This is a genomic window from Micromonospora sp. AP08, assembly GCF_008085935.1.
Taxonomy (GTDB): Bacteria; Actinomycetota; Actinomycetes; order Mycobacteriales; family Micromonosporaceae; genus Micromonospora; species Micromonospora chersina.
Genome location: NZ_VSEZ01000001.1, coordinates 326663 through 351535, shown reverse-complemented (window position 1 = coordinate 351535; position 24873 = coordinate 326663). Strand labels below are relative to the sequence as shown.

Here is a 24873-nt window from a genome sequence, read left to right as displayed (position 1 = left end):
GGCGATGAGCGCCTCGCCGCCCCAGCTCGCGCAGGTGACCCCATGATCCTCGGCATCATCAGCGCCGCCGTCCACATCGTCCTCGGCGCCGTGCTGGGCGGGGCCTCCGGCGGCACCATCGGCCTGCTCGTGGGCGCGGTCGTCGGGCTGCTCGTCGGCGCCCCGTTCGGCTGGGCGGTCGCGTCCACCGGCACGTACGGCCGCGACCCGAAGGGCATCTTCCTCTTCGTGGTCGACCACACCTGGAGCCTGCTCAACACCGTCGCGGGCGCGCTCTACCTGGCCCTGCACCTGGTCTTCGGGCACCAGCCCGACCGGGTGGTCTCCCAGGGCAGCGGGCGGGTCAACGTGGTCGAGGGCGTCTCGCCCCGCTACGCCACCACCATCGGCACCGTCTGCGCCGGGTCCAGCCCCGGCATCCAGCGGCACGAGGACGTGCACATCCTCCAGGCACGCCTGCTCGGCCCGCTCTACCTGCCGCTGGTCGCGCTCAACTACGTGCTGTTCACCATCGCCCCGGTGTGGCTGATCTGGCACGACCACAGCAATGCGCCGATCAACCGGTTCACCCGCTACTTCGAGATCGGCGTCTACCCGCACGTCTGGCACGAGGCCATCGCGTACCGGATCCAGGGGACCCCGCCGCGATGACGCCGGCGACGACCTCCCGCCCCACCGCCCGCTCCGGGTGAACGCCGTTCCCACCGATCAGGCAAGGGCTTTCCCGGCGGCGCTGCGGTAGCCTCTCGGCCACCGGGTGTGCGAGGGGGTGCGCATGGCGACGCTGGCCGACGTCGCCCGTCGGGCGGGCGTCTCCCCCGCGACCGCGTCGCGGGTCATCAACGGCAGCAGCAAGCCGGTCGCCGACGAGCTCCGCGAGCGGGTGCTGAAGGCCGTGGCCGAGCTGCGGTACGTGCCGAACGCGCACGCCCAGCTGCTGGCCCGACCGCACCGCAGCGTGGTCGGCGTGCTGGTGCACGACGTCTCCGACCCGTACTTCGCCGAGGTGACCCGGGGGCTGCAACGGGTCGCCACCGAGCGGGGCCGGCTGGTCATCATCTGCAACAGCTACCGCGACCCGGAGCGGGAGGTGGAGTATGTCGACCTGCTCCGCGCCCAGCAGGTCGCCGCCATCGTGCTGGCCGGCTCCGGCTACCACGACCCCACGGTCAACGCCCTGCTCGACGAGCGGCTCGCCGCGTACGCGGCCACCGGCGGGCGGGTGGCGGTGATCGGCCGACACCGGCACCGGGGCGACGCCGTGCTGCCGGCCAACGAGGAGGGCGGTCGCCTGCTCGGCGCGGAGCTGCGCCGGCTCGGGCACCGGGCGGTCGGCGTGCTCGCCGGCCCGCGCTCCCTCACGACCACGAGCGACCGGATCGCCGGGCTCGGCGCCGGCCTGGGCGAGCCGCTGCCGGAGGCGTGGGTCCGGTACGCGGACTTCACCCGCGACGGCGGCTCCCGGGCCGCGGCGGAACTGCTGGACGCCGCGCCGGGGCTGACCGCGATCGTGGCGCTGAACGACTCGATGGCCGTCGGCGCCCTGAACCTGCTCCGCGCCCGCGGGGTGCGGGTGCCGGCGGAGGTCTCCGTGGTCGGTTTCGATGACATGCCGATCGCCGCCGACGTGACCCCGGCGCTGACCACGGTCCGGCTGCCGCTGGCGGAACTCGGCGCGCGGGCCATGACCCTGGCGCTGGAGCCGGCCGACGGGCGGGACCGGGTGGAGACCCTCCCCGCCGAACTGGTCCGCCGGGACAGCCTCGGCCCCGCCCCGACCTGACCGGCTCAGCCCCGGCCCCGATCAACTCGGCGCTCGTTCGCGACGGGCGGCCCGCCGGGCCCGGACCACCCGCACGATCACCACGAGCACCACGACGGCGAGCAGCGCCTCGCCGCCCCAGCCGAGCCGCCGCTCCAGCAGCCGGAACGACGCACCGGCCAGGTAGCCGAGCAGTGCCACGGTCACCGCCCACAGCGCGCCCCCGGACAGGTTCGCCAGGGTGAACGCGCGGTGCGTGACGCCGCTCATCCCGGCCAGCCCGGGCACCAGCGCGCGCAGCGCGGCCGCCCACCGGCCGAGCACCACCGCGGCGGCGCCCCGGCGGCGGACCAGGTCCAGCGCCCGCGACACCTCCCCGGAGCGGACGAACCGGCAGGGCGTGCGGGCCAGCAGCCGCCGCCCGTACCGGCGGCCCACCAGATAGCCGACCTGGTCCCCGAGGGCCGCGCCGAGGACCGCCGCGAGGATCACCGCCCAGAGCGGCAGCCGCCCCTCGTGCGCCAGCACGCCGCCCACCAGCACCGCGATCTCGCCCGGCACGAGCAGCCCGAGAAAGGTGGACGCCTCCAGCGCCGGCAGCAGGAACACCAGGGCCAGCACCAGCGCGGGCGGCAGCGCCACCAGCAGGTCCAGCACCCGGTCCACCCGCCGATTGTGACCCGCCACCCGGCGGCGCCGCGCCCGCCCGGCGGGATCGGACATCCGGTCGGAACCAACCGCCGGGTCGAGGAATAAGGCCGGCCCCGACCGGGGACAATGACCGACAGGACGGGACGGTGACGGCAAGCGCCCAGGCCCGGGACGTACGCGGGACGGGGGACCGGACGTGGAGGGTGGGACAGCCGCCGGGCTGGTGCCGGGCGACGACCCGGCCGGGACGGCCCCGGTCTTCACCGTCGACCTGCCCGCCGACCCCGCGCGCCTGGCGCCCACCCGGGAGCGGCTGCGGAGCTGGCTGCGCGCGCACGGGGTGAGCGAGTGGGACGTCGAGACCGTGCTGATCGCCACCGGTGAGGCGTGCGCCAACGCCATCGAGCACGGCTACCGGTTCGCCCCCGAGGGGACCACCACGCTCCGCGCCGAGTTGCGCGACGACCACCTGGTGGTCGAGGTGCGCGACCGCGGGGGCTGGCGGGCGGACGACGACGGCGAGACCGGCGACCGGGGCCGGGGGCGGATGATCATGACCCGGGTGATGGACGAGGTGAGCGTCGCCGGCACTCCGGAGGGCACCACCGTCCGCCTGGTCAAGCGACTGACCGGGAGCTGACGCGGGCCGGCCGTTCCTGGCGAAGATCGGCTATAAGGGACGCATGGAGTTCCCGGCGTACCTGGCGACCATGCCGATGCACGCGATCACCGAGATCCACGGCGAGCCGGGTCTGCTGGCCCGCTTCCGGCTGGAGGTCGAGGCGTTCGACGAGCCCGCCCGGGAGCGGCTCATCGCCGCCCTCGACCTCGCCGCCGACCTGCACCGGGAGGACCGGCGGGTGCGCGAGCCGTACCTCAACCACCTGCTCCGGGTGGCGATCCGGATGATGCACCACTACCAGGTGCGGGACGTGGACGTGATCGTGGCCGGCCTGCTGCACGACGCCGTGGAGGACCACCCCGCCGAACTGGCCGGCCCGGACTTTCGACAACTCCAGCTCGGCGCGTCTGACGCCGCGCAGCGACCTGGAGCCGTCGCCGGCGATCCCACGCCGGCGGCGCTGGCCGCGCTGGCCGGGCGGTTCGGTCCGCGGGTCGCCCGGCTGGTCGACGCGGTCACCAACCCGGCGTACGACCCGGGGCGCGACCGGCACGTCCAGTACCGGGAACACGTGGCGGCCAGCCTCGACCGCGAACCCTGGGCGCGGGTGATCAAGGTGTCGGACTTCACCGACAACGGGGTGGGCGTGATCCACACGGTCGGGCCGAAGGTGGCCCGCTCGGCGGCCAAGTACCGGCCGCTGGTGCCCGTCTTCCGCGACCTCATCGCCCGGCCGGACACGCCGCTGTCGGCGCCCGTGAAGCGGCACATCTTCGCCCAGCTCGACCTGGCCGAGGAACGGTTCAGCGCGATCCTCGACCAGCCGAACTGACCGGCGGCTCGGTTCCGCCGGCGTCCGCGGGTGGGCGCCGAGGCGGTGGTCCGGTCAGCCGGCGTCCGGGGGTGGGGCGCCGACGCGGCCGCCCAGTGCGGCGGTGATCCGGGCCCGCAGCGCGGGCAGCCGGTCGGGGTGGTCGCGCAGCACCACGCGCAGCGAGCGGTGGCCGCCGGCGGCGACCCCGCCGAGCACGTCGAGCAGGGTGCCGAGCTGGGCGGGCGGCTCGTCGGCGAGCAGGTCCGCCGCGTCCCGCACGACGAGGGTCAGCGGGCCGGCGTCGAGCCGGTCGGCCAGCACGTCGGCGAGGGCGTCCCAGTTGCGCCCGAACCAGGCGGGCAGGGGCAGGGCCGCGGCCAGCGCCTCGTACAGGCCGGCCCGGGTCCGGGCGGCCGGCGCGGCCACCGGCACCCCGGCCGGTTCGGGCTCCGGCCCGGCGTCGAGGACGAGCCAGGCCGGCGGGTGCGGGGAGGCTGCGCCCATCGGTCGATCCTTTCCGGTCGGCGCGGGTCGGGCGCGCCGGCCCGACCCGCCCCGACGCCTGTCAGAGCCGGTAGAAGTTGGCGTAGTGGTCGGGCGAGAACCAGGTCGCCCCGGTGCTCTTGTTGACCACGATCCGGTACGCGTCCCGGGCGGCGCCGCAGGCGCGCGGGTAGACGTCGTACTCGTAGTAGGTGGCGTTGGTGGGGAGCTGCCCCTCGTAGTTGTAGAACCGGCCGCCGGCGAAGTTGCACAGGCCGCCGCTCCAGGAGTACCAGCCGCGGCTGGTCGGGAAGCTCTTGGCGGACCAGCCCGAGCGCGCGGTGCGGGCGTCGGCGCAGCGGGTCATCGTGCAGGAGCTGTAGACGGCGGCCTGTGCCGGCTCGGCGAGCCGGGTGGAGACCGCGGGCGGGCCGACGAGCGCGGCGGCGACCATGGCGGTGAGCAGGGCGCAGGCGCCGAGGGCCCGGCGTACGCGGGCGCCGGTGGAGCGGAGCGGGGTCGCGAGCGTGGTCAAGGGATCCTCCCCGAACTGGGCGACGGCATCGACCGGTGTCGTTGTCCGGTCGCGCCCAGTCTGGCGGTGATCCTTCCCGGCGTACAGACCCGCGCGGCGACCGCGCCCCGAATGCCGGGTGAACGCTCGATGATCGACCGATGCCTGGCAAGGGGTGCGGGCGGGCGGCACCCGCCCGCACCCCGTCGCCTACTGCGCGAACGCCTGGAACTCGGCGATCCGCACGTTCTGCGCCTGCGGGCTGGCGGTGGCGCAGTCGGTGGCCGCCCGCGGGTCGGCGTCCTGCTCACCGGCGTAGTCCGGCGTGCCGGTGCACTGGTTGGTCACGACCTCTATCCGCAGGTGGGTCGCCTGGATCCGCGGGATGTCGAAGGACCGGACGATCAGCTCCGGGGCCCGCGGCCGCGGCGCCACCGACGGGAAGGCGTCCGCCGGGCTGGTGTAGACGGCCCGGTAGTCCGCCGCGTCGGCACAGCTCACCCCGTCCCCCGCCGTGCAGGCGAGGACCCGGAACTGACGCAGCGCGGAGAACCGGTTCTGCGTGCCGGCGTCCGCGTCGCCCGCCACCGGCGGGCGCAGCATGGCGCTGACCTGCACCCGGCGGACCTGCTGCGTACCCCCGGCAAGGTCGACGGTGACCTGCCGGCCGGCGACCGGCGCGCCCAGCGAGGCCCAGTTGGTGGCCTCGTCGTCGTCGGCGATCCGCGCCAGGTTGATCCCGTCCCCGCCGACCGTCGCGCCGGCGGCCGTCGAGGCGAGGTTGCGGCGCAGCTTGACCGGCAGGTCGCGCACCTGGCCGGCCTTCACGGTCACCGGGCCGACCCGCACGTGCCCGTAGCCCGGCGCCCGGACCACGAACTCGTACGTGCCGGGGACGAGGCGTACCTCGTCGGTCAGCGGGGTCGCCGCGTCGGTGTCCGCGACCGGCACGGCCCGCGCCTGGTAGCGGCCCACGAACAGCTGCGCCCCGGGCACCACCGCGTCGTCGTCGACCGGCCGGAAGGTCAGGGTCGCCTCGTTCGCGTGCGGGGAGGTGAAGCCGGGCGTCGGGTTGACGTCGGCGTTGCCGGCGCTGGCCGCGGTCTCACCGAGGCCCCGGGCGGCGAACGCGTTCCAGAGCAGGTCCTGGTTGGCCCCGCCGAAGCGGATCCGGTCGGCGGCGAGCATCGCGTCCCGGGCGTCGACCATGCTGACCTGGCTGACCGCCATCAGCAGGAACGAGTCGAACACCAGCTGGATCCAGCGCCGGTTGCCCGGGCAGGCGGTCACCGGCGTCGCCCCGTCGGCGCAGGACTTCTGCAGGGCGGCGTCGCCCGCGCCGTACCGGGTCATCATGGCGGCCCGGATGTCGGCGTTGGTGGCAGACCACACCTCACCGGAGGCGTGCACCTGGAGGCCGACGAAGTCGTAGTCGATCGCGCTGTAGTTAAGCGGGCTGTCGCTCATGTTGTAGTTGCGGATGCCCGCGTCCGGGTCACCGGTGGTGTACTCGCCGATGGTGAAGCCCTTCCGGCCCGGCGCCGCGTACCCGTGCTCGTAGAGGTATTCCATGGCGAGCTGGTCCGACCAGCTCTCGCTCATCCCCTGCGGCGAGCTCACCCCGCCGTTCGGGCCGGCGATCATGCGGTTGCTGATCGCGTGGCCGTACTCGTGGGCGATGACCGACATGTCGAAGTCACCGTCCACGCAGGGCGCGTAGAAGGAGCCGGCGATCGGCTGCCACAGGTACATGTTGGTGGTCGGGGCGATGCCGTCCGGCGGGGTGATCTGGTTGGCGTTGTCCCGGGCGGCGAAGTTCGGCGGGCCGCCGCTGACACCGCCGGCCTGCGCGTTGCCCTGCTCCGGGTCGTTGCCCAGCCCGCTGCGGCCGAGGTTGTCCCGCTGGAGGTTCCAGGTCGCCTCGGTGAAGCCCAGGTGGTAGGACCAGTCGTGCATCCGGTTGTGCATGGCGAACAGGTTCGCCCGGGCCGCGTGGATGTCGTTGGCCTGCGGCGAGGTGAAGGTGTCCGGGCTGCACTTCTGCTCGTACCACTGGTTGGTCCAGGGGTAGGCGTAGTTGCGGTCGGGGCGCGGCGTGGCCGTCTCGGTGCCCACGCTGAACGGGTCGTTGCTGAACCAGTTCTGCACGGCGAACGCGTTGTTGCCCCTCGTCGTGGTGGTGGACGTCCCGGTGGCCGGGTCCACGTCCCACGCGGGGTGCCCGGGCACGCCGACCACCTCGGTGCAGCCTGCCGCCGGCTGCGCGCACCAGCGCACCCGGGTGTCGGTGGAGGACTTGTCCACCGAGGGTGAGTTCGGGAAGACCTCCCACGACGGGTTGTCGACGTCGTGGTCGACCAGGTCCTCGCGGACCAGCACGCTGCCGTCGCGGGCGTCCACGTAGGTGGCGAAGGCCGCCGGGTCCGCACCGGTGACGTCCGCGCCGAGGACCACCTCGTACGCCGCACGCGGCCCCCGGTCCGCGGTCGGCACCGCGACCAGCGAGGTACGTACGACGGTCGGGTCGGTCAGGCCGGCGTCGGCCGCCGCGGCCCGCCGTGCCTCGTCGGCGCTGATCGTGGCCGGGGCGGGCGTCCCCCCGTCGCGGGCCAGCGACGAGCTGACGTGCCAGACCACCCCGTCGCGGACGCCGACGGCCAGCATGCCGTCGACCGCGGCGGGCAGGCCACCGAAGCGCTGCCGGAACAGCACGGTCGCGCCGTCCCCCATCGGCGCGACGGTCAGCTGCTCCAGGGCGGCGGCGCCCTCGGCGGTCAGCCCCAGCACGTCCCGGTTCGCGGCCACGTACGCCCGCGCGGCGGCGGCCGGGTCGGCGGGCAGCCCGGTGGCCAGCGGACGGCCGGTGGCGGTGAGCACGGCGGGCGTACCGAAGTCGGTCCAGCGGACCCGGGCGGCGAGCGCCGCGGCCCGGTCCTGCTGGCGGTCGGTCGGCGCGGTCCGCCCCTTCCGGTTGTCCTTCGTCTTGCTGTCGTGGCTGTCACCCGGCAGGTGGCCGGGCTGCGCCTGGGTCGGAATCTCGTCCCGGGGTGCCGCCTGGCCGCCAGCTCCCGCGGTCAGGACCAGCCCGGCCGCGAGTAGCAGCGCGGTGGCCCCCGTCGTCGCACGCGATGGTGTGCGCACGGTCCCTCCTGTCCTCGAACGGCGATGTTCGTCCCGCCATCCGACCAGCTCAACAGGACAGCCGACACCGGCCGAACATCCACAAATGGCAATAGAGGAATGCGCAATGTCGCTGGCCGTCACCCGCGTCCGGGCGTGTCGTCCTCGGGTGAGGGCTACGCCAGATAGGCCGTCCGCACCGGCTCGCCGAGCACCGCCTGAGCGGCGGGCACGTCTGCGAGGCGGGCGGCGAGGGTGGCAGTCGCGAGGCGCTCCGGCAGGGCGGTGCTGAACTTGAGCCCCTCCAGGGCCTTGTCGTTGACGTCCGGCAGGCAGACCCGTCCGGCAGCGTCCGCCATCGCCTCGCGCACTGTCTCCCGGTCCACGTCGGGACGCAGCCGGATTGAGGCGTCGTCGTACCGCTGGGTCGGGTCGGCCAGCTCACTCAGCGTGGAGATCAGCGTGGCGTTCGCGCGGAAGCCGGCCCACGTCCACCACCGCACCTCGCCGTCACGGTCCCGGACCACCAGCGTGCCCCCGGGGTGCACCAGCGAGGCGAACTCCTCGCGCAGACCAGCCAGCCGGCTGACGGCACGGCCGGTCAATGCGACCGGCGGATCGGCCCCGAGCAGCACGTCCCGCATGGCGCGGACCATCCGGTACGAGCGTCCCTGCGGCACTCCACCCGTCATCCAGAGCGCCTTGCCGCCGCCCTCCGCCGCCTCGACGAAACACCGGTGGCGCTTCCAGTCGATGTAGGTGACTCGCCAGCTCCGGCCCGCAAGCAGCAGTAGCCGCGGCCCCTGCACTTTCGCGGTGAGCAGCGCCGGATCGGTGCGACCGATCTCGGTACGCCCCGACAGCACGGTGAACTGGGGTGGTGCGGTGAATACCGCCAGCATGTCCATGAAGTGCCGCCGGCCGAAGCGGACTTCCGCCTCCGGTCCGATGAAGAGCATGCCCGAGTCCGAGTCGAGGTAGCCCCGGTCGAGAAGGTGACGCACGATGACGTCGGCGGTCTTGTCGAAGGGTGGCAGGTCGTTCCACTCGTGCCGCCAGAGCTGATCTCCGAACCGGTGCTGTTGCAGCGAGAGCGCGAGCACCTGCTGGGCGACGATGTGCCGTGGCTCGGGCGGCGGCACGACCTCCTCGACCCAGCCCTGAGCCCACAAGTGGAGCAGCCCGGCCGCCTGCAGGAGTCCGTCGCCGTCGAGCGCGAGGAAGAGGCAGTTCCGGGTGCTGCCGGGGCGACGGCCGGTCCGGCCGATCCGCTGCAGGAAGGCGGCGACGCTGCGGGGTGCGTCCACCTGGATCACCCGGTCGAGGTCTCCGACGTCGATGCCCAGCTCGAGAGTGCTGGTGGCGACGATGACGCAGTCTCGTTCCTGCGCGAACGCCTCCTCCGCGCGACGCCGCTCGTCGACCGAGAGCGAGGCGTGCGACAGGAACGTGGTGACGTCGAGCGCCCGTAGCCGCTGGCCGAGTTCCTCGACCAGTGCCCGGGACTCGCAGAACACCAGCCGCTTCTCGCCTCGGTGCAGTGCGGCGATCACCTTTGCGGCGTTGTGCACCGAGCCGACGTAGTCCAACTCGACCTCGCCTGCCGGTCGAGCGTTGGACGCGGCGGTGGCGGGTGCGGCATCGGGTGCGACGACGCGCGCCGGCCGCCGGTCGCGGCCGGATCCCTGCAACCAGGTCAGCAGTGCATCGGGATTGCCGACGGTCGCGGAGAGTCCGACTCGCTGGACCGGCCGGCCGGTGACCCGGCTGAGCCGCTCCAGTACGGCCAGGAGGTGCCAGCCCCGGTCGTCGCCGGCAAAGGCGTGCACTTCGTCCACCACCACGGCCCGAAGCCCGCGGAAGAACTCGTCGTGGTCGACGGTGCTGCTGACCAGCATCGACTCCAGGGACTCGGGGGTGGTCAGCAGGACGTCCGGTCGCTCCCGGAGGATCCGACGCCGCCGCGCCGTCGTCACGTCACCGTGCCAGAGGGCCGCTCGCCGCCCCAACCATCCGGTGTACGTCTCGAGCCGGGGCAGGAGGTTGTTCAGCAGGGCCTTGAGCGGGCACACGTAGAGCAGCGAGGTGCCCGACCAGTTCGCCCCCTCCATCCGAGAGAGCAGCGGGAACATCGCCGCCTCCGTCTTTCCGCCTGCGGTGGGGGCGAGGAGGAGGGCGTCCTCGCCGTCGAGCAGCGGCCGCACCGCCGCCTCCTGCAGGGGCCGCAGCCCCGGCCACTGCAGCGAGTTCACCACGTGGTGCAGGACGACCGGGTGCAGCAGTTCGGCGGACACCTAGACGTCCAGGGCGATCTCGTCGGCGCTGGTCGCGTTGCGCTCCACGTCGGTCATCTCAGCAGCGGAGAGGGTCAGCGCGTAGTGCTTTCGTGGGTCGAAGTCGGCGAACTGGTCGACCCGGTCGAGCACGTCCCCCACCAGCTTCTTGAGGAACAGCCGCGGTGCCACCCCGACCTTGCCACCCAGCCCTCCGGCGACCGCCCGCGCCAACTCCCCCAGGTACGCGTCGTCCACCAGGGCACTGACCCGCTCCGGCGCGGCGGACCCGTCCGCGTACAGGTCGCGCACCCGGCCACCCAGCTCGACCAGCGAGTCGACGGTGAACCCGGACAGCCGGATCTGCACGGCCCGCGGATTGTCGAAGCGCGGATCCGTGCTGAAGTCCACCGCGAGCCGCTGCGCGAGCGGGGCGAGCCGCTGCACACCCTGGGGCCCCTCGTAGAAGGCCGGGGTGCCGGTGATGACGAGGTAGAGCCCAGGGAAGCGGCCGGAGTGCACTTCGTCGATGAGCTGCCGCAGCGCGTTGAGCGCCTTGTCCCGAGCGTCGGAGCGCACCCGCTGCAGCGTCTCCACCTCGTCGAGGACCAGCAGCAGACCGGGGTGGCCGCTGTCACGCAGCACGGCGAGCAACCCTTGCAGGAAGCTGAGCGCCGCGAAGTGGTCGAGGTCCCCCCGTACGCCGGCGACCCGACGAGCCGACGCGGCGACGTGCGGCTGACCACCGAGCCAGGCCAGCACGGCGTCGGCCGTGGCCGGATCACCTCCGAGGCTCGCGGCGCGGTAACCACGCAGCGCGGCGGCGAAGGCGGGTGCGCTACGGCTGACCTCGGCCAACCGCTGGTCGAGCAGCACCCCCACCGCACGGTCCAGCGCCTCCGCGTCCTCGGGTGACACCTCCCCGGCCGCGAGGACGTCCTCTTCGAGGGCGTAGAACCAGCCGTCGACGACCGGCCGCAGCGCGCTCGGCGGGAACGTGGCGGTGGTCAGGCGCTCGGTCAGCCGTCGGTAGACGGTCTCCAGCTTGTGCAGCGGCGTCTCGTTCTCGGAGATCTGCACCTCGGCGGTGGCGAGGTTGGCCCGCTTGGCCCGCTCGGCGATCCAGCGCGTGAAGAACGTCTTGCCGGATCCGTACTCGCCGCGGATCGCCTTGAACACCGAGCCGCCCGCGGTGACCGTCTCCAGCTCCTCACCTACCGCGCCGGCGAACCGGTCCAGCCCGACGGCGAAGAGGTCCAGGCCCGCCGAGGGGACCGCTCCCCGCCGCAACGCGTCGATGACCTCGCGCCGCCGGGCCGGACTGACGCCGCTCACGCCACCCCTTCCGGCAAACCGAACTGGGTCCGCAGGAGCGCGACGTCGAGCCGGACGGTGCGTCCGTCGTCGATCACCGACAGCACGGGGTAGTTGTCGACGTTGAAGATGCGCTGCAGGGTGTTGACGAAGCCGACCGCTCGGGCCGGCAACTCCCCGGCCTGCTGCGCGAGCACGGCGGCGGACAGCACACCCTTCGCCTCAACGAGTGCCCGCATCGCTGCCGCGATCTTTACGCGGTCGACCTTACGGGGGGTCAGGCTGTGCTGCGCCTTGAAGAGTTCTGTCTCGAGCAGAGCAGTCACGAGATCGCCGCCGTCGGCCACCGGCGCCGCGGAAGCCGGCGCCACTTCCGGCATGTCGAACAACGCCGCCTCTCCCGCGACCACCGGCGCCTTGCGACGGGGTTTCACGGCGGGGACCGGAGCAGGCGCCGACTTGGCGACAGGTGTGCTCGCCTGCCACCACTCGGGTCGGCGTCCCTCGACCGGGGCCCAGCCCTGAGGAACGTCGGCGACGTTGGGCAGCAGGTAGGCCAGCAGTGGGATGGTCACTTCGGCCAACGAGGCCCCGCCGTGATAGCCGGCCTTGGTGGGACGGTAGCGCCGGAGCGGGTCCCAGAGCGCGATGATCCGGTTCCCCTCGGCCACCACCCGCGGACCGCTCAGTTCCACCTCGCCGGGGCCGGCAGGCCCGGGGCCGGTGCGGTGCCGGGTCGAAGCGGCGTCGGCGGCCTTGACGTACTCGCCGCCACGTTCGAGCACGTGGCCGTGGTCGCTGCTGATGACGACGGCCCGGCCGGAGGATCGGGCGAGGTCCAGCAGGCTCCGCAGGAAGCCGAGGTCGCCGAGCTGCCAGCCGGCCTCGTCGCCCTCCCGGCCGCGGGCCAGCGCGTCATCCACCGTGTTGATCACCACGGCGACCAGGCGCGCCGCGCTGGCAAGCGCCTCGCTGAGGTCACCGGCGAGCACCTCGCCGGCACCGCCCCGAGCCGGGCCCTTGTGGAAGATCCGTGCGTCGTCGCCCCACCGCCCCTTGTCGAACATCTGCCGCTCGGTGGCCTGGGTGCCGAGGCGCAGGGCACCCGCGAACAGCGAGGTCCGCGACACGGCCGTCAGGGTCGGCAGAGCAGCCACGATCCCCCGGCGGTGGCCGGCGCCCCCGCTAGCCACCGGGTCGTACTCGACCCAGTGCTGGGACAACTCGTCGGCCAGTTCGACCCCGACTGCCGCGCTCATCCCGTCGAGCACGACCAGCAAGACCGGCCGGTCCGCGCGGACCAGCGGATCGATGACCCGGGGAAGCAGGTTCTCGACCGTCAGGAGATCACCGTCGTTGCCCGGCCCGGCCGTGGCCCAGGCCGCGAGCCGATTCGCGAAGGCACCGTCGAGGTCCCGACGCCGCTGCTGCGCCCGCTCATGGACCGCACGGAAGGCGCGCCGCAGCTCGGGGTGGACGTCCTCGCCGGCCCAGACGTGGTTGAGCGCCAGGTCGACCCAGCCCCACTCGGCGATCTGCCGCTGCACCCCGTCGGCGACGCTGGCAGGCGGCTCGACCGTGGTCCCCAGCCACCGGACGAGCCGCTGGGCCATCCGGACCCGCCGGAGCCGCTCCGCCTCCGCCTCGGCCAACCGGTGCCCGGCCAGACTGTCGACCGCGATGTCCAGGGTCGGGTCGGCCGGGTCCGTCAGGCCGGCGAGGAGCGCCCGCGCGGCGTCGCCAACGCGCTGGGTGAAGCCCGTACGCAGGATGGGGCTGTGAGCGGCGCTGCCGGCGGCGTTGAACAGGATGAGCAGCTGCTCGGCCCGGTCCAGGACGGCATGCCCCTGCCGTCGGACGTCCGCATCGCGGTCGGCCAGCATCGCGCCGACCACCTGCACGGCCGCGTCGGCGAGCCCACGTACCGCGCCATCGTCGTCGAGGTTGCCGAAGTACTGGTCGACGCGTCCCTGGGCCCGCACAGCGTCGGGCGTGTCGGTGGTCCAGAGCGCATCGCAGACCAGACCCAGCGGCAGCGCGTCCGCGCCCCGGCCGGCAGCAACCAGGGCGAAGAGCGCCCGGGCGGGACGGCCGAACTGCTCGACCAGCCAGCGCCCCAGACCGTCGCGCTCCTCCTGCCGGAGCAGGCCGAACGCCTCCACCGCCCCAGGCTCGACGCTCCACCGCAGCAGGGTCGCCACGTCGAGGTCATCGGGGTCGTTCCCCCGCCGGTCCAGGCCGAGCCGCACGGCGGCCAGGTGCCGGAGGGCGATGTCCCGGGTCAGCACCTTGGTGGTGAGCCTGGGCCATCCGCCCGGCGGCATCGCGTCGAGCAGGGCAGGGCCGGCCCACCGCTCGCTCTCCAGAGCCGTGTCCGGCACCTGAGCACCGAACGCGTCGACGACCAGGTCCCAGGGCTCGACGGTGATCACCTGCTGCCGGAAGATGCGGCTGCGCACCCCGGAGCCGAGGCCGGTCCCGGGGATGTCGGTGAGCACCACCAGCACCTCGTCGCCACGTTCGGCGACGAGGTGCTCCCAGAGGGCGAGCGGCGAGACACAAGGCACGACGCGGGCCTGGCGGCCGCCGGGCAGTGGCAGCACCGGTTCGTGCGGCCAGGCCGGCTCCGCGCGGACCACCATGACGGGGTACGGGTCCCCGTTGCGGTGCCGGTCGAGCTGCTGCGCCACCTTCTGGGCCAGGGCCGCAGGGCTGATCCGCAGCGCCTGAGCGAGCGCGAGTGCCTGAGTCACGGCACGATTCTCCAGGTCACCTCGATATTGGCTCCGACGTGGTCGCGGGCAAACGCCCGCAACTGCTCTATAGCCCGGTCCATCTCGGCAGCCGGAACCGAGATCCGACCACTCGGCAGGTTGCCATCGCCCTTCGATACGTGCCGGAAGTCCTCGTCGGACCTGGAGCGGATCTCGGGCCGGTCGTCGATGATCTCGGGCGGGTAGACAGTCTGGGGTTTGCTGGTGGCGCGCTTGAGCAGCGCGGTGGCGTCCATCTGCGCGCGGCGCAGCGCCGGGGTCAGTGGTGCGGTCAGTTCGTCCGCCTGAGCAACCCGACGAAGCTCTGCGAGGATCGCCTCGGCCTCAGCCGCGTAAGGCTGCGGCAGGCCGGCGACGATCTCGAAGGTGTCCCAGGGGGCGGCGGCGAGCGCGGCTGCCACCTGGGCGGCGCTGCTGATGCTCTTGCCGGTCCGATCCGCCGGACCAGCCAACTCCGCCCGCGCGAGCCGTTCGACAGCTTCCTTCGCCGACCGCCCGGTCCCCAGGGCCTCAAGCAGATCGGCGGCAGCACGAGCCGTGGCGAAGCGGCCAGACTCCCGGTCGAGCCCCAGCCGGTTCGAGTGCTGCTCGAGCCGGTTCGCCAGCGTGTGCGCGGCCTCCCTGTGCCGGGACGCCGCGGTAGCCAGATCCCGACCGAAGAGCGCGACCAGTCTGCCCCGCCGCAGTGCGAGCGGCTGGAAGCCGAAGATCGCGGCAGCACGCGCCCGTGCCTCATCCCAGTCATCCTCGCTGGGCAGGCTCTCCTCGCGCAGGGTGTGGTCGGCGGTGAGCTTGCCCAGGTCCGGTGCCGGCATCACCTGGCTGCCGTGCAGGTAGAACGCCCGGTCGGTCTGCTCGGCGAAGGTCGCTACCACGAGTTGCGCGACGATGGGGTCCAGCCCGCGCGGCTTCGGCTCATCGATCCAGCGCAGCAGGTCCGCTACCCGCAGCTCGCCGGCGATGCCCTCGCTCGCGGCCTTGTGCTGGAAGTGCTGGACCCACTCCCCCTCGATGACGAACGCCGCCTCGTGCATCGTGCCGAGCTTCAGAGGATTGGCGATCCGGCGCATGGTCTGCCGGTGCGCCCGTTCCACCTCGACCCGCCCCTCCGGCGACTCGACCGCCCGCTGGACGTACCCGAAGACGGTCTTGACCTCGGGGAGCCGCACCGGCTCGCCCTTGCGGTCGGGGTCGAAGTCCGGGTGGGCCGGATACTGCTGGGTGAGCATCTGGTCGCCGATGCTGCGCAGCGCGTCGTCGAACGTCGCGCCCATCGGGAGCTTCGGCTCGAGCGCCCGGGTCAGCGAGTGGAGGTGGTCGTCGAAGCCGAGCTGCACGTCGGTCGGCTGCTTGGCGGCCAGCCCGTACGCCTGGCGCAGCACGCCCTGCATCTTGGCCAGCAGCGCGCTGCGCTGGTTGGTGAGCGCGGCGTGGGCGCGCCGCCGGTCGTCGGGGTTGAGGTGTTCGGCGTGGCTGTCGAAGCGCTGCCCTTCGAGCAGCTTGTCGATGATGACCAGCTTGCCCAGCTCGTTGCGGCGCTCGACGGTCAGCGCGGCCGGGATCCAGCAGACGGTACGGGCGTTGCTCCTGCTGAGCAGGTCCTGCACCCGCTGCCGGTCGTCGGCCGGCCCGTGGCTGCCGTCGTCGAACGGGTAGTCGACGATCATTCGCCAGCCGGACGGGTCGTTCGGATGGAACGCCTCGTCGCGGATGTCGTTGGGGTCGCGGACGTTGCCGTAGACCAGCTCGATGACGCGCCGGCTGCCCCGCCAGGTCAGCCCGGCCTCGGCGAAGAACGAGTCGCTCCACGGCACGCCGAGCTGCTTCCAGAGCAGCCGCTGGACGATGTGCTTGCGCGCGCCCTCGTTGTCGTAGTGCTTGGCGGTGGCGAGCACGCTGTCGACGTCGACGCCGACCAGCTCCAGCGACACCACCGGATCGTCACCTTCCCCGATACGGATCTCGGGGAACTGACCCGCCCAGTCGGCGAGCTTCCGGTTGACCTGGGCAACCTCGCCGCCCGGAATCGGGCTCGTGATGCTGCCGTGGTTGAGCGCGGAGAGACGCCGGCCGGTGAGGTTCCGCAGGGCCGGGACACTGGGGGCGAGGGCGGCCAGCAGCAGCGTCTTGATCAGCCGGTCGTCGCCGGTGAAGGCGCGGATGCGACCGGCTACCTCCGGGCTGAGCTGGTCTCCTCGGCGGGCGGCGTCGAGGTCTTCCTCGGCGAGCCCGTGCTGGCCCAGCAGGTGGGGACGCAGCTTCAGGTCGTACAGCTTCTGGGCCATCTCGAACTCGGCCTTGAGCTTCTCGGTGAAGGGCTGGTCGCCGCCGCTGCTGATCACGTCGTAGAGGTCGCCGAGCGGAACGAGCTGGCCCAGCCGCAGGGTCTCCCGCCGGTCGACCAGGAGCTGCCGCATGAGCTTGAGCGCGGTGCGGGACCGCTGCAGGGCGCTGGAGACGTGCACCAGGGTCGAGATGAAGGCCGGGCTGAACGGGTACGTAGACCGGAACGCGTCGATGTCGGCACCGCTGCCGGAGTCGCTGCCGAGCAGGGTGTCGAAGACCTCCCGGCGTACCTTGGTGGTGCTTTCGAAGGCGCACGAGATCGCCTGGCCGGCCTCGGCCGTGACGGGCTTGAGCAGGCGCCGGCGGGCGATCTCGGGGAGGTTCCGGTCCTCCAGCTTGATCACGTCGAACCGGCCGCTGGCCAGGTTGAGGGTGTCCTGGTAGCTCAGCTCGTTCGCGCCGACGACCTCCTCGCCGACCAGTTCCCGCAGGTCCCGCTGGCGGGCGATGAAGCTGATCACGGGGATCGGCCGGCGGGTGTCGCCGCCCTCGACGAAGTTGGTGATCTTCTGGATCTCGCGCGAGACGAACTGCTGGTCACCGATGGAGTTGGCCAGCCAGAGGATCAGCTCGTCGAGGAAGAGGATCAGGCCGTGGTAGCCGAGTTCCTTGGCGTGCCGGCTGATCTCGGTGAGGCCCCGGTCGAGCGAGATGAAGGCCTCGGCATCCTCGCGGGCGTTGCTGAAGAAGCCGACGTTCCAGCTGGTCAGCAGGTCGTTGACGAGCGTGCGGCGCAGCTCGTCGGAGTAGGCGCCAGCAAACGCCTGGTCCAAGCGCTCGGGCGCCCAAGTCTCGGTCTCGCCCCACTCGTCCTCGGCGTCCCCGCCGGGCAGGCCGGCGATGAACTGGGCGTCGCCGATCTTCTCCCGCAGGGAGGCGGCCTGCTCCAGCAGCGCGTCGGTGCGGTGGACCGCCGGGATCGGCGCCTCCGGGTGCAGTGCCCGCACCCGGTCGACGTAGCCGCCGAGCACCCGCTGCTCCAGGGAGCGGGCGTCGAGCAGGTGGTACGGGATGAGCAGGAACTTCCGCCCGTCCAGCCAGACGCTGTGCTTGGCCACCAGTGGCGCCAGCTCGTCCCGGCCGCGGGCGGCCGGCTCGCCGCGCAGCAGCGCGTGCAGCACCGCCATGAAGTGCGACTTACCGGAACCGAAGGAGCCGTGCAGGTACGCGGCCTTGGAGGCGTGCGCCTCGACCGCGGAGCGGATCAGCCCGAGCGCCTCGTCGAAGTTCGCCAGCAACCGATCCGTGACGACGTAGTCGCGGAGGGTGGCGTCGGCGTCGGCGACACTGTCGGAGAGCTTGAGCACGAAGTCGCTCACGCTCGTGCGCTCCGGGATGTCGATGAACTCCCGGAGCAGCGGCGCAGGGCTGGGCGAAGACATGCTGCATACCGTACCGATCAGCCCGACACCGGTTGGGGCAGGATCGCAGCGTGGAAGACAGGATGGGTCTGTTGGCGGATCCGGCGTAACCGGATATTGTGCCCAGTCAACGTATCGTGGGCAGGCAACGGCTGATCATGGGCTGGACAGCAGATACCTGGCGCGGTAGGACATCACTAGGCCCGCTCGCATCGCATGCCCTCCCGCCATCCACGGGGCGGCTGCGCGTCGCGTTCGTCTCCTGCACGGGCCTTGGCTCGGCATTCACGGAACCAGCGGCAATGAAGAGGTTGGCTGATGCACGTCGACAGGATCGAACGGTCCATCGGAAAGCTGATCGACGAAATCTCGAATGCCGAGATCCTGCTTCCCGAGATTCAGCGCGAATATGTCTGGAAGCCGACACAGGTCGCCAAGCTGATGGACTCCATCTACCGGGGCTACCCCTTCGGTTCCCTGCTGTTCTGGGAGACCGACGACGCCCCGGAGACCCGAGAGATGTTCGTCAACGGGCCCGAAGCGACGCCGTCGAAGCCCCCGCTCTTTCTCCTCGACGGCCAGCAGCGCCTGACGTCCCTGCACCGGGTATTCACTGATCACCCGGAGGCACAAGTCGTCTTCCATGTGGAGAACCAGAAGTTCCAGAACCAGAGCGCGGCCACCCAGCGCGACCCGAAGTGGGTCAAGGTGGCGGCCGTGCTCGATCCGAAGGCCAGCATGCTGCGGCTAACCAAGCGGCTGCTCGACGCGGGCTCCACGCTGGAGGACCACGAGATCGAGGATCGACTCAGCAAGATCAAGGAGCTGCGCAACCGCCGGTTCGTCATGGAGGTCCTCAAGGGCTTCCCGTACGAGGAGGTCGCGGAGATCTTCGTTCGGGTCAACAGCGGCGGTCGCCGGCTGGGCACCCTGGACCTGGCGATGGCCACCCTGTCCACGCGCTGGAAGGGGGTGCTGGCCGAACTGCAGAGCGAGTCGGAGCACTGGCTCCGCCGCGGCTACGGGCACATCGACGTCAACTTCCTGTCCCGGGCGCTGGCAGGCGTCGTCCTGGGACGTGGTCTGTCGGTGTGGTCCCACAGCAAGCTGCGGCAGACCAGCGACACGGATCTGGAGCGGGGTTGGGAGGTAGTCAAGCGCGGCCTTCGACGGTTGGTTCCGCTGCTGCAGACACACCTCCAATTGACCCGGTCTGACCCGCTGCCCTCGATGATCGTGCTGATTCCGGTAGTCGTGCTGCTCGGTGAGCGCATCGAGGACACCGTGGACCCGGAGACCTCGAACGGGATCATCTACTGGCTGCTGCTCGCCACCATCCGGACCCGCTACAGCGGTTCCACCGACACCAGGCTCAGCCAGGACATCCGCGCCGCCCGGCAGGCTGACCCGGTCCGCTCGCTGCTGGAAGGGCTCAACGTCGAGAGCTCCCGCGCCGAGGTCACCGAACGAGCGCTGCGCGGCCGGACGAAGGAAAGCCCCTACTTCTTCCTCAGCCTGCTAGTGGCCCTGGCCCGGGGTGCTCGCGACTGGTGGTACGGCAGCGACATTCTTCCTGGCACCGAGGACGCGCCGAAGCTCGAGCACCACCACGTTCATCCGCCATCCACTCTCGACGACCGTCGTTTCGACAAAGGCCTGGTCAATGATCTCGCCAACCTGGTGTTCATCTCCGCCCAGGCCAACAAGAAGATCAACGGCCGGAGCCCGGCAGAGTACTTCCCCAGCCTGAGTGACGACGAACTGCGGGCACACCTCGTGCCGCTCGACGAGCCGCTGCGGACTCCAGACGGCTACCAGCGGTTCCTCAACACGCGCCGGGCCCTCCTCGCGGAAGCGATGAACGCCCTCCTGGACCGCTTCCGGCCGCCATTCCTCGATGAGGGGCCTTCCGAGAACGCCGACCCGAGCGCCGGCCTGTCTCTCGACCTGGCCCTCTACGGCAGCCTCCGCGACGGTGGCCGGATCGTGTTCACCGCATCCGGCGACGGCATCTCCTGGACTGGCTGGGCCAGCATGGCCGAGCTGGACAGCGCCATCGAGTCCGCGCGGATCGCGGGCATCGACAGCGATGTGACGATTGCCGGCGAGTCCGTCCCGGTCGAGATGATCGAGGATTCGTTGCAGGTACACATCGGCCCGTTCCTGGTCACCGGAACGCCGGAGGAATGGCGGACGGTCTTTGACCGGGAGCTCGACACATCCCAGCCACTCTCCGCGCTTCCCCGGATCGAGGCGAAGCAGTGGGACGGCGAACCCATCAGATTCCCGATCACCAGCACTGACTGACCCGCGCACGCACTTCTCAGAAGGGGATTTGATGGCCAAGGCATGGATCGTGCGAGCCGGGCGTGACGACAGCTACGACGCACTCGCCCTCGACAAGAACCTGATCGCGGTCGGTTGGTCTGCTGCGGGAGACCTCACGACGACCACCAGCCCCAGCGAGATCCGCGAGCGGGTCCGGGCCGCCTACCCGGACGTCGAGCGGCGCGCGGCGGAGAACTACGCGATCCAACTGGTCGCGTTCCGGTCGAGGATGTCCGAGGGTGACATCGTGCTGTTCCTGCGACGGACCAGCCCCGATGTTGCCGTCGGCCGCGTGGTCGGGCCCTACGAGTACCGGACCGACCTGCCCTCGGGAATCCGCCATGTGCGGTCGGTGCATTGGTCCCGCACCGACCTTCCTCGGGCGTCGGTGGAGCACGAGGTGCTCGGTCTGCCGTCGCTGACGACCGTCTACCGGATCAACCAGGCCGACAGCGTCGCCCGACTCGAGCGACTTCTGGGCTTCGACACGCCAGCGACAACGCTTCCCGACGCTCCCGTCACCGCCGCTCCACCCGACCACGACGACGGCTCTGCACCGTTCACGAACCTCCGGCGAAACCTGAACTACGCACGTAGTCTTGCCACCGCCGGCCAACACCTGGACCAGCTCAAGGTGGGGGCGTTCGAGGTCTCGGACGTGTTCCGGGCGGCCTGGGTGCAGAGCGTCGCCGCGCTCGACCACTGGGTCCGCCAGGAGATCCGGGCCCGGATGCTCAAGTTGGTTGCCCAGCCCGCGGCGCAGAAGCCGAGAGCGTTCGCGGCTTTTCAGATCTCGCTCGGGCTGGTCGAGCAAGTCCAGCTCGGCACGAAGACGCTCGTGGAAGCCCTCGATCAGCAGCTACGCGACCAGGGTCACCTGGTTTACCAGAACCCGGACAAGATCCGGGAGGGCTTCGGTCTCGTCCACGATGTCAAGGGCTTCTGGGACCGGGTGGCGCGGGTGCTCACGGAACAGAGCGGAGACGGGGTCACCTTAACGGGCAAGGACGCGCAGGAGCAGCTCCGGCAGATCGTGCAGCGCCGCCACAAGATCGCCCACGAGTACGACGAGGATCCTGATGACCCCACTCGGAAGCGCCACATCGACGGGGCCGGCACCACGCGGACGATCGACTACATCGAGCAGGTAGCCGCCGCGATGCTGGACGTCCTCAACACGCCCGAGCCCGGCGCCGGGTGAGCCTTGGCCGCTTCGCCCACGATTCAAGTCTGATACCCGGAAGACTGCCGCCCTCCGCCTACCGCCACCCGGCGTGGTGGGCCAACGGTGACCGGTCGCACCAGCACAGCCGATCGTGGGGAGATGCGGGGTACACCGCACACCCCGACCTCGCCCGCGGAGTGGTCCGCTTCGTCCCCGAGCCGCGGAGGTCATACTGACGGAAGGCTCCTCAGATGCGCGGATGCGCTTCCTCGATCCGCTCCGCCCGCACGTACGACAGGAAGTCTGTCCGGTCCGCGGGATCGAGTGCCGCGAACGCGGCGTAGGCCAGTTTCCGTGCGTGCGGCGTCTCCGCAGCGAGCAATCCGATGATCGCCGCCCAGGCGAGGGAGACCAGGTGGAAGGCGCGGTCTTCGCGCAAAGCCGGGAGTCGGCTCAGCTGGTCCAGCCTGGTCGCGGCCTCGTCGTCCGCCCGGGCGCGGTCGACCAGTTCGAAGACGGCCTTGCCCCGGTACGGACCTCCCTGCGCGGCCAGGTTCGCCAACTCCTCGTTGCTCATCTGCCGTACCGGAGGGACCGGAAGCTGGGGCGGACGCGGCGCGGTCATGGATCGACTCCGAAAATTCTCGAATACTCTTCGCGGATCGCCTGGTTCAGGCGATCGACCGACTCCTGGTCCCCGATCGATCTAGCGTAGTCGATCTCCCGCTGATAGGCGCGGACCTCGTTCTCGTACCGAACGACCGGGTCCTCGAACCAGCCTCTCATACCGGCCCATCCCGCAGCGTGGTCGTCGTGCAGATGCTGCATCTCGTGCAGCAGCGCGCCGTAGGAGGCGTCGGGATCGATGATGAGGTGGCCCGGACTTCCCGGTCCGGGTGCCGGACCGTAGGCCAGAGCATCCGAGCGGAAGGTGATCTCGACCCCGAGGTCACGCGCCTCCTGGATGGCCGCCTCCCACTCCGCGGGGTGAGTCTGTCGGGCCGGGCCCCACTTGCGAAGCGGATCGGCATCGGCGTGAAGCAGGTGGTTGGCGCGGTCCACGGCAGTTGACGGCGCCGCACTACCGGGTGCCGAGCGCCGCACAAGGGCTTTGAGATCCGCGATGAGCTGTCGGAGGCGACGCAGGATGGGGGTCAGTCGCCGCAGGCTCTCGATCAGTGCGTGCAGCAGGCGGGTGATCCGGGCCGCCCACTTACCGGCAAGGGCGGTTACCTGCGTGACCACCCACGGGGTGGCCAGTCCCAACGTCAGTCCCTCTTCGGCGAGCCACTCCCACAGTCGCACCGCCAGCACCGACACGAATTCCGCGATGAGGTCACGAACCAGCCCTCGCACCATCGCAACCAGCAGTCCTGCGCCGGTGGTGACTTCCGCCATGGCGCTGGCAGCCCTGCTGAGCGCGGTCAGGGCAGCCAGGTGCCGGCTGTGGGTTTGCCGGTAGGCCTCGGCGGCAGCCCCGCTCCAGTCCGCCACCTGTCGGCCGACCCTGCCCTGGAGGTCGGTGCCCGCCTCTGCCGCAGCCTTGGCGATGTTCTGCCACGTCTGTGCGTAGGCCGTGATCTGATCAGGGTCGCCGGCCAGTTCGTCCAAGGCGTCGGACAGGGGCTTCACGTGCTCGATCAGCCAGCCCACACCCCACGCCACCAACTGCCCGAGCGGGTCGGTGACGACGGCGAGAGCGTCCATCGAGGTCGCGAATCCGCCGATCGCCACATCGATCCAGCCGCCGGAGGTGTAGCCGGCCATCAGCGCGTCGATGTCTTCAGCGATATAGATCCCGCTGAAGGCCGTCGTGCTGTCCTGGGGAGCGGCGATCAGCGGGGGTGCCTCACTCACCGCGTCGCACCACCGAACAGGCCTGCCGCATGATCGTCGCCCCGCTCGTACCGGTCGGAGACCGTACGCAGTCCGTCAGCCGCCCGCTGCAACGCGCGGACCGTCTCGCCGAGGCTGTCGGCGGTGGCATCCTGCAACGGATGAAGCAGGCTCGGGATCAGCTGACAAAGCCGGCCGTACGCATCACGCCCCAACTCGATCGACACCGCGGCGCGCCGGCACTCGTCGACGGCGTCGGCGGTCTCGTCGACCGCCGACGCGTGGGCCCGCAGCGAGCTGGTGTCGACCTCGAAGCCGGCGGTCACCACACACCACGTCGGCGTGATGAAGGACCATCATCCGACTCCTCGGGCGGCTCCGGAAACCGGCTGGCATAGCTGGCTACCACCGCCCGCCCGGTCTCGGAGTCAACGCCTACGGTCTGCGCCGCCACGTCGGCCACCGCGCCGGCGAGCCGAGCCTGCGCCCGGCGCATCGTCGCCATGATCTCTGCCGAGATCCGCGCGGCGGGCCAGTTCCGAACCCGCTCATCCAACCTCAGCTCGGTGACGACCCCGGAGGCGGCCACCGTTACCCTGACCGCGCCGTCGGCGCCCGCGGCGGAGGCGGTCAGGTCAGCCACCCTCCGCGACATCTCCTGAGTCTGGGCGGCACGTTCGCTCACCGAGGCAGCCCAGGAACTAACCCAGTCCTCGGCCGCGTCCGCGTCCATCACTGCTCTCTCCCTCCCCCGCGCAACGAGCCCGTTCGGGTACGTCAGCTCACTGAGCTACGCCGGCACGACGGACTCCGGTCGCCTCATCGCGGGGATGTGCGGGCCGTGGCCATTGCGATAGACCATGCGGAAGCCCAGGTGCTGCGCCAGCGGCGCCCAGCGGGTCGCCCGCACCAACTGTTCGACACTGTTGGCCTTGCGGGCGTTGGCGAGCCGGTCGACGAGAACCGTGTCGAACGCGGCTGACTCCACCCAGTCGATGGTCTTGGTGAACCCACACACCATCGTCGCTCCGGTCCGCTCCAGGATCTCGACGAGGGCAGCATCGGAGATGCGGAGAATGGTGCCGCAGTCGAAGTAGAGCTGCTTACCATCGCATCGATCCTGCATCCATTCGACCAGCTCGGTCAGATCGAGCTTCTGGTTCCGGGACAGGCACAAGGTGCCCGGGCCGCCGTCTATCGCGAAGATGCCGACGTTGTACGAGGCGTACTTCTTGGACAGCCACTGGTCGAGGTAGAAGCGCAGCTCGTCCGGTGTTGCGACATCCCGGTGGATGAAGCGGATCCGGTTCAATCGCTCGAGCATCTCCAACGTCGGTAACACCGAGCCGCGTTCGGTCAGGTCATCGCCCCACTGACCCTCCACGCAGAACACCCTGCCGGGCTTGTCCACGTCGCATCCCCTCGTACGTCATGGAGGATCCAACCTAGCGAATGCATCGACGTCGAGCCATCCCGAGGATTGTCAGATTTGACACTCAGCCTGCCCGTG

Annotated in this window: 19 protein-coding genes; 6 read left to right on the top strand and 13 right to left on the bottom strand. The window is 71.3% G+C overall.

Annotated features, from left to right (window positions below):
- Positions 1 to 42: 42 nt before the first annotated feature.
- Both FXF50_RS01575 and FXF50_RS01570 read left to right on the top strand, forming a co-directional pair.
- A complete protein-coding gene (locus FXF50_RS01575; protein ID WP_148425386.1) occupies positions 43 to 651 on the top strand; it encodes a glycine zipper family protein in 609 nt (202 codons plus the stop codon).
- Between the two features lie 124 nt (positions 652 to 775).
- Positions 776 to 1783: a LacI family DNA-binding transcriptional regulator gene (locus tag FXF50_RS01570; protein WP_148425385.1), complete on the top strand. Its 1008-nt coding sequence runs from the start codon at positions 776 to 778 to the stop codon at positions 1781 to 1783.
- A gap of 21 nt (positions 1784 to 1804) precedes the next feature.
- Here FXF50_RS01570 and FXF50_RS01565 read toward each other — a convergent pair whose 3' ends face one another.
- A complete protein-coding gene (locus tag FXF50_RS01565; protein ID WP_222865963.1) occupies positions 1805 to 2428 on the bottom strand; it encodes a DedA family protein in 624 nt (207 codons plus the stop codon).
- A gap of 181 nt (positions 2429 to 2609) precedes the next feature.
- On the opposite strand from FXF50_RS01565, the gene FXF50_RS01560 reads away from it, so the two are divergent.
- Together FXF50_RS01560 and FXF50_RS01555 are read left to right on the top strand one after the other, a co-directional pair.
- The gene (locus FXF50_RS01560) at positions 2610 to 3053 is read left to right on the top strand and encodes an ATP-binding protein (protein ID WP_255509830.1); all 444 of its coding nucleotides are present in this window, start codon (positions 2610 to 2612) and stop codon (positions 3051 to 3053) included.
- 43 nt (positions 3054 to 3096) lie between these two features.
- A complete protein-coding gene (locus FXF50_RS01555; RefSeq protein ID WP_148425383.1) occupies positions 3097 to 3867 on the top strand; it encodes an HD domain-containing protein in 771 nt (256 codons plus the stop codon).
- Between the two features lie 54 nt (positions 3868 to 3921).
- On the opposite strand, the gene FXF50_RS01550 is transcribed toward FXF50_RS01555, so the two are convergent.
- From FXF50_RS01550 to FXF50_RS01520, 7 genes are all read right to left on the bottom strand, one after another.
- Positions 3922 to 4353 carry a barstar family protein gene (locus tag FXF50_RS01550; RefSeq protein ID WP_148425382.1) on the bottom strand — a complete coding sequence of 144 codons (432 nt, stop codon included), beginning with the start codon at positions 4351 to 4353 and terminating at the stop codon, positions 3922 to 3924.
- Between the two features lie 61 nt (positions 4354 to 4414).
- Positions 4415 to 4786 carry a ribonuclease domain-containing protein gene (locus FXF50_RS01545; RefSeq protein WP_370464071.1) on the bottom strand — a complete coding sequence of 124 codons (372 nt, stop codon included), beginning with the start codon at positions 4784 to 4786 and terminating at the stop codon, positions 4415 to 4417.
- A 270-nt stretch (positions 4787 to 5056) separates the two neighbouring features.
- On the bottom strand, positions 5057 to 7987 hold the full coding sequence (locus FXF50_RS01540; protein WP_148425380.1) for a M36 family metallopeptidase: 2931 nt from the start codon (positions 7985 to 7987) through the stop codon (positions 5057 to 5059).
- Positions 7988 to 8142: 155 nt separating this feature from the next.
- Positions 8143 to 10260: a DEAD/DEAH box helicase gene (locus FXF50_RS01535; protein WP_148425379.1), complete on the bottom strand. Its 2118-nt coding sequence runs from the start codon at positions 10258 to 10260 to the stop codon at positions 8143 to 8145.
- Complete coding sequence (brxD, locus tag FXF50_RS01530) at positions 10261 to 11574, bottom strand: BREX system ATP-binding protein BrxD (protein ID WP_148425378.1); 1314 nt, start codon at positions 11572 to 11574, stop codon at positions 10261 to 10263.
- The gene (gene pglZ / locus FXF50_RS01525) at positions 11571 to 14306 is read right to left on the bottom strand and encodes a BREX-2 system phosphatase PglZ (RefSeq protein ID WP_148425377.1); all 2736 of its coding nucleotides are present in this window, start codon (positions 14304 to 14306) and stop codon (positions 11571 to 11573) included. The genes brxD and pglZ overlap by 4 nt, the downstream gene beginning before the upstream one ends.
- Complete coding sequence (locus tag FXF50_RS01520) at positions 14303 to 18055, bottom strand: DUF499 domain-containing protein (RefSeq protein ID WP_148425376.1); 3753 nt, start codon at positions 18053 to 18055, stop codon at positions 14303 to 14305. The genes pglZ and FXF50_RS01520 overlap by 4 nt, the downstream gene beginning before the upstream one ends.
- Positions 18056 to 18352: 297 nt before the next feature.
- On the opposite strand from FXF50_RS01520, the gene FXF50_RS01515 reads away from it, so the two are divergent.
- Complete coding sequence (locus FXF50_RS01515; RefSeq protein WP_148425375.1) at positions 18353 to 20341, top strand: DUF262 domain-containing protein; 1989 nt, start codon at positions 18353 to 18355, stop codon at positions 20339 to 20341.
- Between the two features lie 31 nt (positions 20342 to 20372).
- Complete coding sequence (locus FXF50_RS01510; protein ID WP_148425374.1) at positions 20373 to 21563, top strand: restriction endonuclease; 1191 nt, start codon at positions 20373 to 20375, stop codon at positions 21561 to 21563.
- 211 nt (positions 21564 to 21774) lie between these two features.
- On the opposite strand, the gene FXF50_RS01505 is transcribed toward FXF50_RS01510, so the two are convergent.
- From FXF50_RS01505 to FXF50_RS01485, 5 genes are read right to left on the bottom strand one after another with little or no spacing between them, the layout of a single operon-like run.
- Positions 21775 to 22104, bottom strand: a complete 330-nt coding sequence (locus FXF50_RS01505; protein WP_148425373.1) for a hypothetical protein — start codon at positions 22102 to 22104, stop codon at positions 21775 to 21777.
- Positions 22105 to 22148: 44 nt separating this feature from the next.
- Complete coding sequence (locus tag FXF50_RS01500; protein WP_148425372.1) at positions 22149 to 23384, bottom strand: WXG100 family type VII secretion target; 1236 nt, start codon at positions 23382 to 23384, stop codon at positions 22149 to 22151.
- Positions 23381 to 23689, bottom strand: coding sequence for a type VII secretion target (locus FXF50_RS01495; protein WP_187399466.1), 309 nt, complete (start codon positions 23687 to 23689; stop codon positions 23381 to 23383). The genes FXF50_RS01500 and FXF50_RS01495 overlap by 4 nt, the downstream gene beginning before the upstream one ends.
- Positions 23686 to 24096, bottom strand: a complete 411-nt coding sequence (locus FXF50_RS01490; protein ID WP_187399465.1) for a YbaB/EbfC family nucleoid-associated protein — start codon at positions 24094 to 24096, stop codon at positions 23686 to 23688. Before FXF50_RS01490 ends, FXF50_RS01495 begins: the two co-directional genes overlap by 4 nt.
- A 57-nt stretch (positions 24097 to 24153) precedes the next feature.
- Positions 24154 to 24774, bottom strand: a complete 621-nt coding sequence (locus FXF50_RS01485; protein ID WP_148425369.1) for a hypothetical protein — start codon at positions 24772 to 24774, stop codon at positions 24154 to 24156.
- Between the last annotated feature and the right edge of the window lie 99 nt (positions 24775 to 24873).